Raw genomic sequence first — 15,584 nt, forward strand, 5'->3', positions numbered from 1 at the left:
CTGGGTCCGATCAGGCGCAAGCACGCCGGGCGGCCATCCAGCCATACCAAGACCTATAAAACACGGAGACGCAAGAATGCAGACCAGCCTGAAGCTGCGCACGGCCGCCTTGGCGGCGCTTGGCGCGATTACCCTTTCCCTGGGCGCCGCCCACGCGGCCGACGAGCCGCGCCGCCCGGAATGCATCGCGCCGGCCCAGCCGGGCGGCGGTTTCGACCTGACCTGCCGTCTGGCCACCGAAGGCCTGAAGCAAAGCGGCGCGCTCAAGAGCGCCATGCGCATCGTCTACATGCCGGGCGGCATCGGCGCCGTGGCCTACAACAACATCGTGGCCCAGCACCCCAACGAACCCGGCACCATCGTCGCGTTTTCGGGCGGTTCGCTGCTGAACCTGGCCCAGGGCAAGTTCGGCAAGTACAACGTCGACGACGTGCGCTGGCTGGCCGCCATCGGCACCGACTACGGCGTGGCCGTGGTGCGCAACGATTCCCCCTATACCGACCTGAAGGGGCTGATGGACGCCTTCAAGCAGGACCCGACCAAGCTCGTGCTGGGCGCCGGCGGCACGGTGGGCAGCCAGGACTGGATGAAGGCCGCGCTGACCGCCAAGGCCGCCGGCGTGGATTTCAAGAAGATGCGTTTCGTGGCGTTTGAAGGCGGCGGCGAAGCGGTCACCGCCTTGCGCGGCGGCCATATCCAGGCCTACATGGGCGACGCGGCCGAAGCCTTCACCATGCTGGAAGGCGGCGCGCCCATCCGGGTGCTGGCGGTGTTCAACGACCAGCGCCTGCCGGGCAAGCTAGGCACCGTGCCCACCGCCAAGGAGCAGGGCTACGACATCGTCTGGCCGATCATCCGCGGCTTCTACGTCGGCCCGAAGGTGTCGGACAGCGATTACCAGTTCTGGGTCAACGCCTTCAATACCGCGACCGCGTCGCCCGAGTTCGACAAGCTGCGCCAGCAGCAGGGCTTGTTCCCGTTCAACAAGACGGGGCCCGAGCTGGACGCTTATGTGAAGAACCAGGTCAAGGTCTATGGCGAACTGGCCGATTCCTTCGGCCTGTTGAAGAAGTAAGCCGGCCGCAAGGCTTTCCCTCCTGATCGCGCCCGGTTGTTCGGGCCCCCTCGCCGCCGGGCAGTTTCGGCGGTGGCGGGGACGGCTGCGCCGCGCGGTCCCACCACAACGGAAAACTGGATCATGAATGATCGAATCCTAGGTGTCGGCGCCCTGGCGCTGGCCGCCTTCATGACGGCGGCCGGATGGGGCATCGAAGCCCCGTTCGCCTACGAACCCGTGGGCCCGCGCGCCTTCCCCCTGCTACTGGCCGGCATCATCGGCCTGTGCGGCCTGTGGCTGGTCTACAAAGGGGGCAATACGGTCCAAGCCAATCCGCCCGGCGCCAACGGACGCATCGCATTGATGATGGCGTTCACCGTGGCCTACGCCTTCCTGTTCCAGTGGCTGGGCTTCGTAGTGGCCACGTCGCTGATGACGGTGTTCGTGGGCCGCTTGTTCGGCGGCGGTTGGGTGAAGTGCGCGGTCGGCGGCGTCGTCATGAGCCTTTTCTTTTTCGTGCTGTTCGACAAGGTGCTGGACGTCGTCCTGCCGGGCGGACTGCTGGAGACCCTGATATGAGCGGCATTCTTGATCATCTGTCGATCGGCTTTGGCGTTGCCTTTTCGCTGACGAATATCCTGGTGGCCATGATCGGCTCGTTCATCGGCACGATGGTCGGCGTGCTGCCGGGCCTGGGGCCGGTGAACGGCGTGGCGATGCTGATACCGATCGCGTTCGCGATGAACCTTCCGCCTGAAACGGCGCTGATCCTGCTGGCGGCGGTCTACGTGGGCGCCGAGTACGGCGGCCGCATCACGGCCATCCTGCTGAACGTGCCGGGCGAGGCCAGCGCCATCATGACGACGCTGGACGGCTATCCGCTGGCGCGCCAGGGCATGGCGAACGTGGCCTTGTCGCTATCGGCGTGGTCGGCGTTCTTCGGCGCGATCGTGTCGGTGGTGGGCATCATCCTGCTTGCCCCGATGCTGGCGAAATGGGCGCTGGCCTTCGGCCCCGCCGAGTACTTCGTGCTGATGATCTTCGCGTTCTGCTGCCTGACCAGCCTGTTGGGCAAGCAGCCCATCAAGGGCGTGCTGGCGGCCATGATCGGCCTGTCGATATCGGTGGTGGGCGTGGACGCGAATTCAGGCGTATACCGCTATACCTTCGAATCGGTGCACCTGGCCGACGGCATTGATTTCGTGGTGGTGGTGATCGCGCTGTTCGCGGTCAGCGAAATGCTGGAGATGCTGGAAAAGGTGATGGCCGGCCATAGCGTCGAAGTCACGCCCAGCGGCCGTAAGCTCTTCAACCTGAAAGAGATGGCGTTCACATGGTGGAGCGTGGTGCGCAGCGCGCTGGTGGGCTTTGGGGTGGGCGTGCTGCCGGGCGCCGGCGCCAGCGTGGCGGCGGCGGTGGCGTATTCGCAGGAAAAGCGCATCATCGAAGCCAAGGACCCGGACGCCAAGTTCGGCAAGGGCGACATGCGCGGGCTGGTCGCGCCGGAAGCTGCCGCCACCGCGTCCGCCATCGGTTCGTTCGTGCCGATGCTGACGCTGGGCGTGCCGGGTTCAGGCACTACCGCGGTCATGATGGGTGCGCTGACGCTCTACAACATCACGCCTGGCCCGGTGCTGTTCGAGACGAAGCCGGAGCTGGTGTGGGGCCTGATCGCGTCGCTCTTCGTCGCCAACGTGCTGCTGTTCATCATGAACGTGCCGCTGGTCCGCTTGTTCTCGAAAGTGCTGTCGGTGCCGGGTTGGCTGATGGTGCCGGGCATCCTGTGCATCAGCTACATCGGCGTGTACGCCATCAACGCGGGCACGTTCGACCTCTTGCTGGTGGCCGGCATCGGCGCGCTGGGCTACTTCCTGCGCAAGTTCGGCGTGCCGATGGCGCCGTTGGTGCTGGGTGTTGTGCTGGGCAACATGATGGAGCAGAACCTGCGCCGCGCGCTGTCGATGACGGATGGCGATGTTCGGGTGCTGTTCGCGAGCCCGGTGTCGATTTCGATGTGGGTGGGCGCCATCGCCGTCGTGGTGGTGCCGCAATTGATGCGCCGCATGCGCCGCGCAAGAAAGGTTGCCGCTGGACCGGCTTGATGCTTGGTGCGGGGCGGGCCGTATGGCGCGGCCCTCGCGCTGGCAGTCGCCGGATGTTGCAAGGGGCGCCTCGCGGCGCCCCTTTTTTTCGGTACAAATATGAGTGAATACTCATATTCTGTTTTAGACGTCAGACGCGTGCCAGGCGTTCCAGCGCCGCATCCAGCGTGGAGTCCTTCTTGGCGAAGCAGAAGCGCACGATGCGGTGGTTGGATTCCGCGGCGTCGGGTTGGCGGTAGAAGGCCGACACGGGAATCACCGTGACGCCATGGTTCACCGTCAGGTCGCGGGCGAAGTCGGCTTCGTTCTGTTTGGAAATCTGGCTGTAGTCGGCCAGCAGGAAGAACGTGCCGGGGCTGGGCAGGGGGCGGAAACGCGTCTTGGCCAGGCCGTGGGACAGGCGGTCGCGCTTGGCTTGATAGAACGCCGGCAGGTCCAGGTAGGGTTTGGGGTCGCGCATGAATTCCGCCAACGCGAATTGCATCGGAGAGGGCACGGTGAACACCATGAACTGGTGCACCTTGCGCAGCTCGGCGCTGAGCTGGCGGGGGGCGCAGCAGTAGCCGATCTTCCAGCCGGTGGTGTGGTAGGTCTTGCCGAACGACGAGATCACGAACGCATGTTCGGCCAGCAAGGGGCGGCGCGCCACGCTGGCGTGCGGTTTGCCGTCGAAGACGATGTGTTCATAGACTTCATCGGACACCAGCAGCACGCCGGTATCGCGCACGATGGCCTCCAACGCGTCCAGGTCGCTGTCTTCCAGCACGGCGCCGGTGGGGTTGTGCGGGAAGTTCAGCATCAGCAGGCGCGTCTTGGACGTGATGGCGTCGCGCACGCGCTGCCAGTCGATGCGGTAGTAGGGGTCGGCCTCGGTAGGCGCGCGCAGCGGCACAGGCACGGCCGTGCCGCCTGCCAGGCGGATCGCCGGCAGATAGGAGTCGTAGCAGGGTTCGATGACGACGACTTCGTCGCCGCTGTTCACCGCCGCCAGCACGGTGGCCATCAGGGCCTCGGTGGCGCCGCTGGTGATGGTGATTTCGGTTTCCGGATCGTAGGCGTGGCCATAGAGTTCGCGCGTCTTGGCGGCGATGGCTTCGCGCAACGGCGCGACGCCCGGCATGTACGGGTACTGGTTATGGCCCTCGGCCATCGCACGGGTCACTAGCGCGCACAGCGCCGGATCCGGATCGAAGTCCGGAAAGCCCTGGCCCAGGTTGATGGCCTTGTGTTCGATGGCGAGGCGGCTCATCACGGTGAAGATGGTGGTGCCGACGTCGGGAAGTTTGGATCGGATCATAGTGGACGCGAGATGAACGCTGGTAGGCAAAGAAAGTTTTCGTAAGTATCCCACTAACTCATAATTCGTTTTTCGTATTAGCTATGCACGTGGATGGGATCGTGGGTCAGAACATGTTGTTGAGGGTGCTGGGCGGATTGGCGATCGCGCTGGCAGGCGCGGCGCTGGCGGTGTGGGCGCACTTGCCCCTGCCTTGGATGCTGGGGGCGTTGCTCGCGACGGCGGCGACGCGGATCGCCGGGTTGGGTACCGCATGTCCGCGGCCGGCGCGCAACGGCGGGCAGTGGGTCATCGGCACGTCGCTGGGGCTGTACTTCACGCCGCAGGTGCTTGGCCATATCGGCGCCAACGCGGGGCCCATCATCGTGGGGATGCTGTTCGCGCTGGCGCTGGCGTTCATGGGCACGGCGATGCTGCGCCGGTTTACGGATGCGGACTTCAAGACCGCCTGGTTCTCGTCCGCGATCGGCGGCGCCAGCGAAATGGCCAGCCTGGCGGAGCGCCACGGCGCGCGGATCGACCGCGTGGCGACGGCGCACAGCGTGCGCGTGCTGCTGGTGGTGGTGACGGTGCCGTTCATCTTCCAGTGGTGGGGCGTGGCGGGGCTGGATCCCACCGTGCCGGGCCCCAAGACCGTGCACGGCGCGGGGCTGGCCGCGCTGGTGGCGTTGACCTGCATCGGGGGGCTGCTCTTCATGAAGCTGCGGCTGCCGAATCCGTGGGTGCTGGGGCCCATGCTGGTGGCGATGTTGCTGACCTCGTCCGGTGTGGAATTGTCGGCCTTGCCGGACTTCGTGCCGAAGATCGGCCAGTTGTTCATCGGGTGGTCTTTGGGCGACCGCTACCGGCCGGATTTCTTCCGCGCGGCGCCGCGCTTCATCGCGGTCGTGGCCGCGTTCACTGTCGGTGCGCTGGCGCTGGCTTTCGGGTTGGGCGCGCTGCTGTCGTACTGGTCTGCGGCACCCGTTCCGACCCTGATCCTGGGCACCACACCGGGGGGCATCGCCGAGATGGCGATCACCGCCAAGGTGCTGCAACTGGGCGTGCCGGTCGTCACCGCGTTTCACGTCACGCGCATGGTGTTCGTGGTGATCGTGACGGGCCCCGTCTACGCCTTTCTTGCGCGCCGGCAAGGAAATTCCGCCTAGCGGTAGTTCGCTTCCAGTCAGAAAAAAGCGACATTGGGGTAAACAACAATATGAGCCGGTAATGCGCGATGGGTATGCTGATTCCGCAGTTGATTCAAGCAGCGCGGACTCGTTCTGTTGCTTGGCGACGAGCGGGAACGCAGCAACAACGCAGGTATTTCTACCGGTCGTTCAGTTCTCACGGCGTCCTTGATTCATTGCAATTCGATTCAATTACAGGACGCTAGAAAAAATGGCTCAGAAGGGCAAAGTTAAGTGGTTCAACGCTGACAAGGGTTACGGTTTCATTACGCCGGACGTTGGTGGCACCGAAGTTTTCGCACACTTTTCCGCCATCCAGGGCCGCGGCTATCGCAGCCTGAACGAGGGGCAGGAAGTCGAATTCGAAGTTAAGGATGGTCCGAAAGGACCTCAAGCGGCCGAAATTCGCCCGCTCTAAATCGGGAAATCCCACTTTCCCGTCCGCCAGGTCCGTCCTGGCTACAACGCCCCAAGACTTCCGAGTCTGGGGCGTTGTTTCGTTTGGGACTGGAAACTTTTGGTGCTTCCCGCCTTCGGTTTATCCCTGCGGCAGCGTGAAAGTTAGTGTTCACTAACATATCCTCTTCCGTTGGATAAGTCTGTGGATAATTATTTTCGGCTGCACGGATTTTAGTGCGCAGTAATGAAGCACAGGCATCACCGAAAGCAAGGTTTTGCACAGTTTTTCGGTTTTGCCGATATGCGATTAAAACGGCTGGATTTGGATGAGAGCCGTCTGGCCTTGTGATGATTGCTCAACGTGAAACGGGCCGTTTGCCCAGGGAATACGGGCATTTAGAGCTGTTTTTAGGCCTAAGGCGCCGTCTGAAGCCATCCCTTGAAGATTATCCGGCAGCCTGGCGAATGCCCGGTTTTTCGCGAACTGAAGACGGTTGTTCACAAAGATATCCCCATCCCGGTTATGCACAGAAAGGCCCCCCGAATTGCACAAATCGGGGGGCCTTTGCCTGTGGATAGAAATGGGGATAGCGATTATCTAGCCGTCTGTTTTTTCTGTTTTCGAGGCCCGGATCGGGGTACGCCGATGACGAAGCCGACCCCTGGCCGCATGAGCGATTTTGCGATTTGGAATCGCGGTTGAATTTGCTCTCGAAAAATGGATTTCGAGTTTTCCACAGCGATTCACATGAAATCGGTGCAACTCAACCAAATGGATGATGGCGCGCCGTTCCCGGCTCCTGCAAGATAGTTGTAGCGTCAATGATCCCATCGCGGCATGGGCAGACGCTGCGGCAAATCCGCGGGATGGATATGTGCTTGGCGAAACGGTGGGTAACCGTGTGGATAAATCGTTGGATCTGATTATCGGCGGTTGGACTGATTCGGGGCAGGGGAGTTCCCTTGGACATTCGAGTGCTCGGCCGATTTATGAATGGCTTATGGACGCGATAGCTGAATCTTATCCACAAAGTTGTCCACGCTTTTTCGCACCAGTTTGCGTGCCAGAAAACCGGTGCTTATTTCCGCGGATGGCATGGGCAAGGAAACTGATCCGCGCGCCATTCTCCTATGAAGCTCGTTGGATATTTGTGGCATTTCGAACATCTGGGCGGTTTGCCTGAACATACCCATCACGCTCGTTTCTGGTTTCCGTTCTAACTTGCCACAGCAAGTTATCCCCAAAGTTGTTCCATGTGGAATTCCAAATTTACAGCGCCGCAACGGTGCTCTGGAATGTGGATAAATCGCGTTCTTCTACCGGCAGTATTTCGCGCAAATTCCGGATAGTGGAGATATCCACTGCCGGGTGTGAATAAGCACGGCCATGAGTCTGGTGAGGATTTTGTGAAAACTCCCAGAGCAAGTTCGATTTGATCTCTTCCGGTCGTCATGTCAATCGTGCCATTGGCTTCGTTTTCGTTGATTGGCCGAAGGTAGTGTTTCACGTGAAACGCGAAAAAATGGCGATATTTCCGGCAAGGGGTAGGGTAGGGGTGGAAAAATCGTTTTTTTCTTCCATCATGCAGTCTGGTTTTCCAGGCTCTCAGCAATGGCAGTTTTCACTTTCTCCTGATTGCGCCGACGTAGTCGATCCTGTTTTGGTCGGAATGCTTGCGTTGTCGTCGTGGGAACACACCTTCCGCGTCCCTAAATTTGATGTGTTTCACGTGAAACAGGGAAGAGTTTTGTCTGGACTTTTCCGATAAGGTTGCACGGGGGCTATGTTTCACGTGGAACATGCTCTCCAAACTGATTGGGCGATTCCGTGTGCGATGTCCGGCTTAATGAGAAACCCATGTTTCACGTGGAACATTATTCGTTAGCAAACACTAGGCGCTGTGCTCCACCGGGGAATGTTCCACGTGAAACATAGGAATCTTGGATACAGGCTCGCTTCGTTGCGCCGTTTTGTCGGATAGCCGCCTCTGCCGCCATGATGTTCCACGTGAAACATTGGGAACGATGTACTCCGATGAGGAGGTGCAGGGAATCGTAGAGACGCAACCCCGCAGTAAGAGCCCAATAGCCCACCGCCGGAAGCCGGGTCATATAGCTGCGATGTTTCACGTGAAACACCAGCGAGCCGCGAGCGTGTCCTAGTTTGTAGGATATCGTCAGCCCGCGCTGGTCCTGTTCCAAGTGGAACATTGCGGGCAAAACAGAGGCACGTGCCGACATATTCAGCAGGCGGCGCTAGCGCCGTTGTCAAATCCCGACGCGAAGCGGGCAGGGCAGAGGCGTAAACGGACCCCGTTCTATGTTTCACGTGAAACATGCCAACCCTGCCTCTATAATGAGCACCGAACGCCTTCTTATCTTTCCCTCCCCATCATGGACTATCCCCGCGAATTCGATGTCATCGTCGTCGGTGGCGGCCACGCCGGCACTGAAGCGGCGCTGGCGGCAGCCCGCGCCGGCGCCCAGACGCTGCTGCTGACGCACAACATCGAGACCCTTGGCCAAATGTCTTGCAATCCCTCCATCGGCGGGATCGGCAAGGGCCACCTTGTCAAAGAGGTCGACGCCCTGGGTGGCGCGATGGCCTTGGCAACGGACGAAGCCGGGATTCAGTTCCGCATCCTGAACAGTTCAAAGGGGCCCGCCGTCCGCGCGACTCGCGCCCAAGCGGACCGTGTGCTCTACCGCCAGGCCATCCGCGGCCGTCTGGAAAACCAGCCAAACTTGTGGCTGTTCCAGCAGGCGGTCGAAGATCTGATGGTAGAGGGCGACCGTGTCGTGGGCGCCGTGACCCAGATCGGCCTGAAGTTCCGCGCCAGGACCGTGGTGCTGACCGCCGGCACGTTCCTGAATGGACTGATCCACGTGGGCCTGCAGAACTATTCTGGTGGCCGTGCCGGGGATCCTCCGGCGATTTCGCTGGGGCAGCGCCTGAAGGAACTCAAGCTTCCGCAAGGACGCCTCAAGACCGGCACGCCGCCACGCATCGATGGGCGTTCGATCAACTACAGCATCTTGGAAGAGCAGCCGGGCGATCTGGATCCCGTTCCCGTTTTCTCGTACATGGGCAACGTGGCCATGCATCCGCGCCAGCTGCCGTGCTGGATCACGCACACCAATGCCCGGACGCACGACATCATCCGCGGCGGCTTGGACCGTTCGCCGATGTACAGCGGCGTCATTGAAGGCGTGGGCCCACGCTACTGCCCGTCCATCGAAGACAAGATCCACCGCTTTGCCGACAAGGAATCCCATCAGGTGTTCCTGGAACCGGAAGGCCTGGACACGCACGAGGTCTATCCCAATGGCGTGTCCACCAGCTTGCCCTTCGATGTGCAGCTGGATCTGATCCATTCCCTGCGAGGGCTGGAGAACGCGCACATCATGCGCCCAGGCTATGCGATCGAATACGACTACTTTGATCCACGTGGATTGAAGAGCACGCTTGAGACGAAGGCGATTGCCGGTCTGTTCTTCGCCGGCCAGATCAATGGCACCACCGGCTACGAAGAGGCCGCCGCCCAAGGGTTGCTGGCCGGCGTGAACGCCGCGCTGCAATCGCTGGGCCGCGACCCCTGGACGCCGCGCCGCGATGAAGCCTATCTGGGCGTGCTGGTCGACGACCTGGTCACGCGTGGCGTGACAGAACCCTATCGCATGTTCACCTCGCGCGCCGAATATCGTCTGAGCCTGCGTGAAGACAACGCCGATCTGCGCCTGACCGAAATCGGCCGCCAGTTGGGCATCGTCGACGACGCCCGCTGGGTTGCGTTCAACCGCAAGCGCGACGCGGTCGCCGCGGAAGTCGAACGGCTGAAGGCGTCGTGGGTCAATCCGCGCATCATGCCGGTCGAGATCGCGGAACCGTTGTTGGGCAAGGCGATTGAACGTGAGTACTCACTAGCCGACTTGCTGAAGCGCCCGAATGTTTCATATGAAGCACTGATGGCCGCGCGCAATGCCGACGGCTCGCTGCTGGCCGGCCCGGGCGTCGTCGAGGACGATGTCCTGGCCGAACAGGTTGAGATCCAGGTGAAGTACGCCGGCTACATCGCCCGCCAGCAAGACGAAGTCCAGAAGCAGATTTCGCACGAGCAGCAACCTATCCCCGCGGATGTCGACTACGACGCCGTGACCAGCCTGTCGTTCGAAGTGCGCCAGAAGCTGAAGACGCATCGCCCGGAGACCGTCGGCCAGGCCGCACGCATCTCCGGCGTGACCCCCGCTGCAATCTCGTTGCTGCTGATCCATCTGAAGCGCCTGCACTACGGCTCGCGCAAGCAAGCCGCATGACCGCTCATACCGATCAGGCCGGCGCAGACATGGCCGGCCGCCTCTCTCGCGCATGCGAGCAACTGAGGCTGCCTGTCGACGCCGCGGCGCATGGCAAGCTGCTGAACTACCTGTCCCAGATGCAACGCTGGAACCGGACGTACAACCTCACCGCCATCCGCGATCCCCAGCAGATGCTGATCCAGCATCTGTTCGACAGCCTGGCCGCCGTGGGTCCGTTCAGCGAGGCGCTGGGCGCCGCTGACGCCCCCGCCAAGGTCTACGACGTTGGATCAGGAGGCGGCCTGCCTGGCGTCGTTCTGGCGATCATGCGGCCCCTGTGGTCCGTGACCTGCATCGACGCCGTTGAAAAGAAAACCGCGTTCGTCCGCCAGATGAGCGGCGCGCTGACGCTGCCGAACCTGCAGGCGCGCCACGCGCGCATCGAAACGCTGGACCCGGCCGAGTGCGACATCGTCACCTCGCGGGCTTTCGCTTCGCTGGACGATTTTGCGCAGCTCGCGGGTCGCCACGTGCGCATCGATGGTACCCTCGTCGCCATGAAGGGCAAGGTCCCCGATGAAGAAATTCAGGCGCTGCACGCGCGCGGGGAATGGCAAGTCGACCATATTCAGCCGCTCCGGGTACCGGAGCTGCAAGCAGAGCGCTGCCTGATCTGGATGCGCCGCGGCGAAGAGCGCGGTGAAGGACGCAGTCAAGGAACCCTATGAAGAACTTACCCCCCAGCACAACCGCCCGCGTCTTCTGCATCGCCAATCAAAAGGGCGGTGTGGGCAAGACGACCACCGCCATCAATCTGGCGGCGGGCCTTGCCACGCACAATCAGCGCGTGCTGCTGGTGGACCTGGACCCTCAAGGCAATGCCACGATGGGCAGCGGTATTGATAAGAACGCGCTTGAATCGAACCTGTACCAGGTGCTGATCGGCGAGGCCACCATCGAGCAGGCCCGCGTGAAGTCGGAATCCGGCGGCTATGACGTCCTGCCGGCCAACCGCGAACTGTCCGGCGCCGAGATCGACCTGGTGCAGATGGACGAACGCGAACGCCAGTTGAAGGCCGCGCTGGACACGGTCACCGGCCAGTACGATTTCGTGCTGATCGATTGCCCGCCGACGCTGTCTTTGCTGACGCTCAACGGATTGGCCGCCGCCCATGGCGTCATCATCCCGATGCAGTGCGAATACTTCGCGCTGGAAGGCTTGTCCGACCTGGTCAACACCATCAAGCGCGTCCACCGCAACATCAATGACGACTTGCGCGTCATCGGCCTGCTGCGCGTGATGTTCGACCCGCGCATGACGTTGCAACAACAAGTGTCCGCCCAGCTCGAGGCCCACTTCGGCGACAAGGTCTTCAAGACGGTCGTCCCCCGCAATGTGCGCCTTGCCGAAGCACCCAGTTACGGCATGCCCGGCGTGGTGTATGACCGCGCGTCACGCGGCGCGCAAGCCTACATCTCGTTTGGCGCCGAAATGATCGAGCGCGTCAGGAAAGACTTGAAGTAAGCCTTGCCATGTCTGTCGCCGCGCTCTTTTCCCCGACCGTCCCGCCTGTCTCCCGTACGCCGCCCGCCGACGTGCGCGACGCCTTGCGCGCGCGTCTGGAAGAGGCCGCGCTGAACGCGACTGCGGTCGGCGCGCAGGTGCTCTATGAGGGTTGGCTGGTGCGCTTTGCACACTCGGAGGCCAAGCGCGTGCGTAGCGTGAATGTGCTGGGGTTATCCACACGTCCGCTGGACGAACGGCTGGCGTATTGTTCTTCGTTGTATGCGCGCCATGGCTTGCCCATGGTGCTGCGCATTACCTCCATCGGCCCCGATTTCTCGCTGGACGCCGAGCTGGAGGCCAGAGGCTATACCTTTACCGGTGAGACCCGAGTCATGAGCATGTCGCTCGCCCCCAGGCCTAGCGTCCGGGGCGGCCTGCATTTCAGGAAAGTCGACACCGACCGCTTCGCGCAGGCCGTCGGGGCCATGCGCGGCTCGGCGCCCGGGCACACCGCTGAACATCAAGCGCGTCTGCAAGGACTGGCTGTGGATAAGCAGCCGGTGCTGGCGTATGACGCGGCAGGACAGTGCGTTGCCGCGGGCTTGGCCGTCCGCGACGATGACCTGCTGGGCCTGTTCGACATCGTCACGGACCCGGGGCAACGGCGTAAAGGCTACGCCGATGCCCTGGTGGATTACCTAATGACTGAAGGCGCCGCCAACGGCGCGGCAACGGCGTACCTGCAGGTCGAGCCGGAGAACGTCGCCGCGCGAGCCTTGTATGGCCGCTACGGTTTCAAAGACTGTTACGCGTATTGGTACCGTCTGCCCGCCGAGCAGACGGACGCCTGAGCCTGGCTCGGGATACAAAAACAGAAGGAAAGAGGATTTAACTATGGCCACCAAGAAACCCAAGGGATTGGGTCGCGGACTGGACGCCTTGCTGGGCGCGGACGCGCCGGCGATCGACAACATCGGCAAGGCCGTCGCGGCCAAGCCCGAGGGTCCGCCATCCACCTTGCTCATCTCGAAGATGCGCGCCGGCAAGTATCAGCCGCGCACGCGCATGGACGAGGGCGCCTTGGGCGAGCTGGCCGAATCGATCCGCACGCAAGGCATCATGCAACCCATTCTTGTGCGCGCGCTGGGCGAAACGGCGCCCGGCCATTACGAGATCATCGCGGGCGAACGCCGCTTCCGAGCCGCCCAATTGGCTGGCTTGAAGGAAGTACCGGTGCTGGTCCGCGACGTGGCCGATGAAAACGCGGCCGTCATGGCGCTGATCGAAAACATCCAGCGCGAAGACCTGAACCCGCTGGAAGAGGCGCACGGCGTGCGCCGCCTGCTGGACGAGTTCGGCCTGACGCACGAACAGGCCGCGCAGGCGATCGGGCGCTCGCGCTCGGCCACCAGCAACCTGCTGCGCCTGCTGAACCTGGCGGCGCCCGTGCAGACGATGCTGCTGGCCGGAGACGTGGACATGGGCCACGCCCGTGCGCTGCTGGCGGTGGATGCCGCGACCCAGATCCAGCTGGCCAACCAGATCATCGCGCGCCGCCTGTCGGTGCGCGAGGCCGAAAAGCTGGTGACCAAGACCGCCAAGGAAACCGAATCGGCTTCCTCGCCGCGCAAGAAAGCCAACGGCGTCTCGCGCGATCTGACGCGTCTGGAAGAAGCCCTGTCCGATCATCTGGGCACGCGGGTCGCCCTGAAGGTGGGCGCCAAGGAAAAGGGCCAGATCGTCATCGACTTCCACGGCTGGGAACATCTGAATTCGCTGCTGGAACGCCAGGGCCTGTCCGGAGTCGTGGATGCCTGAGCACGCGCTGCCGGTCGTCGCGGTGCTGGCCACAGGCGGCACCATCGCGGGCGCGCAGGCTGACGCTACGTCGGCGGGTTACAAGGCCGGGACGTTTTCCGTCAACGATTTGCTGGCGGCAGTGCCGCAGCTGGCAGGCATCGCCGAGATCCGCGCCGAACAGGTGGCGAACGTCGGCAGCCAGAACATGACGCACGAGGTCTGGCGCGCGCTGGCCGAACGGGTGGACACGCTGTGCCAGGACGCCTCGGTTGCCGGCATCGTCATCACGCACGGCACGGACACGCTTGAAGAAACCGCGTACTTCCTGAGCCTGGTGATCCGGCACGACAAGCCCGTCGTGCTAGTGGGCGCGATGCGTCCCGCCACGGCGCTTGGCGCCGAAGGCCCGGCCAACCTGTACAACGCGGTGGCGCTGGCGCGCCATCCCGACGCGCGCGGGCGCGGGCCGCTGGTCGTCATGAACGAAGACGTGCATTACGCGCGCGAGATCCAGAAGATCGCCTGTGCGGGCCTGTGCGCCTTCGCCTCGCCCAATCGCGGCCGCGCGGGCGTCATGCATGGCGGGGCGCCATGCTTCTATTCGCGCAACACCACCACCCACACCACGCAAAGCGAGTTTTCACTCGCATTGCTGCAGCAAGCCGGATGGCCCCGCGTGGACATCGTCTACGCGCACGCCAACCTGCAAGCCGACCTGATCGACTTCCTGGCCGACGTGGCGGAAGGCGTCGTGCTGGCAGGCGTGGGCGACGGCAACGCCACCGACCTGGGCATCGACGCCTTGATCCGCGCGGTCGCAGGCGGCACGGCCGTCGTGCGTTCCAGCCGCACCGGCAGCGGGTTCGTGGCGCGCGACGTAGAACTGGACGACGTTGCCCTGGGTTTCATCGCCGCCGGCGACCTGAACCCGCAGAAGGCGCGCATCCTGCTGATGCTGGGCCTGTCGGTCACCCGCGACCCGTCCGCCCTGCAGGCGATCTTCGACCGCTATTGATCGCGCGGCGGCCCGCCGCCCGCGTCGCCTTGCTGGGCCAGTCCCAGGTTGGCGCGCAGCATGTCGTAGACCTGCCGCGTCAGCGGATTGATCAGATCCCGCCTTATCCACAGGAAGTAGGTTACGTCCGGCAAGGGCGGCAGCCCTTCCTTTTCCCCCAAGACGCGCATTTCCGGCCCCAGCAGTTCCACGCTGCGGGCCGTCACGCCCAGTCCGGCGCGCAGCGCGGCTTTGATCCCCACCAGATTCGGCGCTACATAGTTGGTGTGCCAACGCACGCGCGCCTGCTCCAGCGCGTTCAGGGCCAGCCGGCGGAAGATGCTGGGTTCGTCCGCCAGCACCAGCGGCACCGGTGCGTGCACGTCATGCACATAGTCGGCTGAGGCCAGCCAGACGGTGGGGGACGTGCGCAGCGCCACGCCCTCGAAGTCCTGGTCGAAGCGCGTGGATATCGTCAGGTCGATTTCACCGGCACGCAGGGCATCCATCAGGAACGGGCTGCGGTCCACGCGGATCTCCAGCTTCACGCGGGGCGCTGATCGTGCGATGTGCGTCAGCAGCGTGGGCAGGATGGTGTCGGCCACGTCCAGCGGCGCGCCCAGCCGCAAGTCGCCCTCCAGCGGACCGTCCTGCAGCGCGCGCAGCGCCTCGTCGTTGATGGCCAGCATGTGGCGCGCGTATTCGACCAGCCGGCGCCCGTGCGACGACAGCACCTTGTTGCGCCCCTGCTTTTCGAACAAGGGCAGGCCGATGGTGGATTCCAGCCGCTGCATTTGCTGCGTGATGGCCGACTGGGTCTTATGCAGCCGGTGGGCGGCTTCCGAAAAGGTGTCGTGCTGGGCGATGGCCGTCAGCGTGCGAAGCAGGTCCAGATCCAAATTGCGCATGGCGGGCTCTAAAGTATTAGCGTTGCTAATGGAATGTTAAGGCAATTTAAATTGT

Annotated in this window: 13 protein-coding genes; 11 read left to right on the forward strand and 2 right to left on the reverse strand. The window is 63.0% G+C overall.

Translation table 11 applies throughout. From position 1 onward, the window contains the following. The first annotated feature begins 76 nt into the window (after positions 1-76). From A9973_RS28835 to A9973_RS28845, 3 genes are all read left to right on the forward strand, one after another. The gene (locus tag A9973_RS28835) at positions 77-1,075 is read left to right on the forward strand and encodes a tripartite tricarboxylate transporter substrate binding protein (protein WP_183017024.1); all 999 of its coding nucleotides are present in this window, start codon (positions 77-79) and stop codon (positions 1,073-1,075) included. Between the two features lie 123 nt (positions 1,076-1,198). Continuing rightward, positions 1,199-1,636, forward strand: coding sequence for a tripartite tricarboxylate transporter TctB family protein (locus A9973_RS28840; protein WP_183017025.1), 438 nt, complete (start codon positions 1,199-1,201; stop codon positions 1,634-1,636). Continuing rightward, on the forward strand, positions 1,633-3,159 hold the full coding sequence (locus A9973_RS28845; protein WP_183017026.1) for a tripartite tricarboxylate transporter permease: 1,527 nt from the start codon (positions 1,633-1,635) through the stop codon (positions 3,157-3,159). The genes A9973_RS28840 and A9973_RS28845 overlap by 4 nt, the downstream gene beginning before the upstream one ends. Positions 3,160-3,289: 130 nt before the next feature. On the opposite strand, the gene A9973_RS28850 is transcribed toward A9973_RS28845, so the two are convergent. Next, positions 3,290-4,456, reverse strand: coding sequence for a pyridoxal phosphate-dependent aminotransferase (locus A9973_RS28850; RefSeq protein ID WP_183017027.1), 1,167 nt, complete (start codon positions 4,454-4,456; stop codon positions 3,290-3,292). An 83-nt stretch (positions 4,457-4,539) separates the two neighbouring features. Between A9973_RS28850 and A9973_RS28855 the strand changes: the two genes are divergently transcribed. The 8 genes from A9973_RS28855 to A9973_RS28890 all read left to right on the forward strand — a co-directional run bounded on the left by A9973_RS28855 (position 4,540) and on the right by A9973_RS28890 (position 14,642). Continuing rightward, positions 4,540-5,604, forward strand: a complete 1,065-nt coding sequence (locus tag A9973_RS28855; RefSeq protein WP_183017028.1) for an AbrB family transcriptional regulator — start codon at positions 4,540-4,542, stop codon at positions 5,602-5,604. A 232-nt stretch (positions 5,605-5,836) separates the two neighbouring features. After that, positions 5,837-6,043: a cold-shock protein gene (locus A9973_RS28860; protein WP_046806066.1), complete on the forward strand. Its 207-nt coding sequence runs from the start codon at positions 5,837-5,839 to the stop codon at positions 6,041-6,043. Between the two features lie 2,375 nt (positions 6,044-8,418). Beyond that, positions 8,419-10,338 (forward strand): tRNA uridine-5-carboxymethylaminomethyl(34) synthesis enzyme MnmG, encoded by a 1,920-nt coding sequence (gene mnmG, locus A9973_RS28865; RefSeq protein WP_183017029.1) that lies wholly within the window; start codon positions 8,419-8,421, stop codon positions 10,336-10,338. After that, positions 10,335-11,048, forward strand: coding sequence for a 16S rRNA (guanine(527)-N(7))-methyltransferase RsmG (gene rsmG / locus A9973_RS28870; RefSeq protein ID WP_183017030.1), 714 nt, complete (start codon positions 10,335-10,337; stop codon positions 11,046-11,048). Before mnmG ends, rsmG begins: the two co-directional genes overlap by 4 nt. Next, positions 11,045-11,845 carry a ParA family protein gene (locus A9973_RS28875; protein WP_105555667.1) on the forward strand — a complete coding sequence of 267 codons (801 nt, stop codon included), beginning with the start codon at positions 11,045-11,047 and terminating at the stop codon, positions 11,843-11,845. Before rsmG ends, A9973_RS28875 begins: the two co-directional genes overlap by 4 nt. 8 nt (positions 11,846-11,853) lie before the next feature. Beyond that, the gene (locus A9973_RS28880) at positions 11,854-12,678 is read left to right on the forward strand and encodes an N-acetyltransferase (RefSeq protein ID WP_183017031.1); all 825 of its coding nucleotides are present in this window, start codon (positions 11,854-11,856) and stop codon (positions 12,676-12,678) included. A gap of 43 nt (positions 12,679-12,721) precedes the next feature. Then, the gene (locus tag A9973_RS28885) at positions 12,722-13,645 is read left to right on the forward strand and encodes a ParB/RepB/Spo0J family partition protein (RefSeq protein WP_183017032.1); all 924 of its coding nucleotides are present in this window, start codon (positions 12,722-12,724) and stop codon (positions 13,643-13,645) included. Further along, positions 13,638-14,642 (forward strand): asparaginase, encoded by a 1,005-nt coding sequence (locus A9973_RS28890; protein ID WP_183017033.1) that lies wholly within the window; start codon positions 13,638-13,640, stop codon positions 14,640-14,642. Before A9973_RS28885 ends, A9973_RS28890 begins: the two co-directional genes overlap by 8 nt. Here A9973_RS28890 and A9973_RS28895 read toward each other — a convergent pair. Continuing rightward, positions 14,636-15,529 (reverse strand): LysR substrate-binding domain-containing protein, encoded by an 894-nt coding sequence (locus A9973_RS28895; protein ID WP_183017034.1) that lies wholly within the window; start codon positions 15,527-15,529, stop codon positions 14,636-14,638. The two genes, A9973_RS28890 and A9973_RS28895, sit on opposite strands and share 7 nt — an antisense overlap. Positions 15,530-15,584 lie beyond the last annotated feature (55 nt).

The organism is Achromobacter sp. UMC46, from assembly GCF_014170335.1.
In the GTDB taxonomy this organism is placed as follows: Bacteria; Pseudomonadota; Gammaproteobacteria; order Burkholderiales; family Burkholderiaceae_B; genus Achromobacter.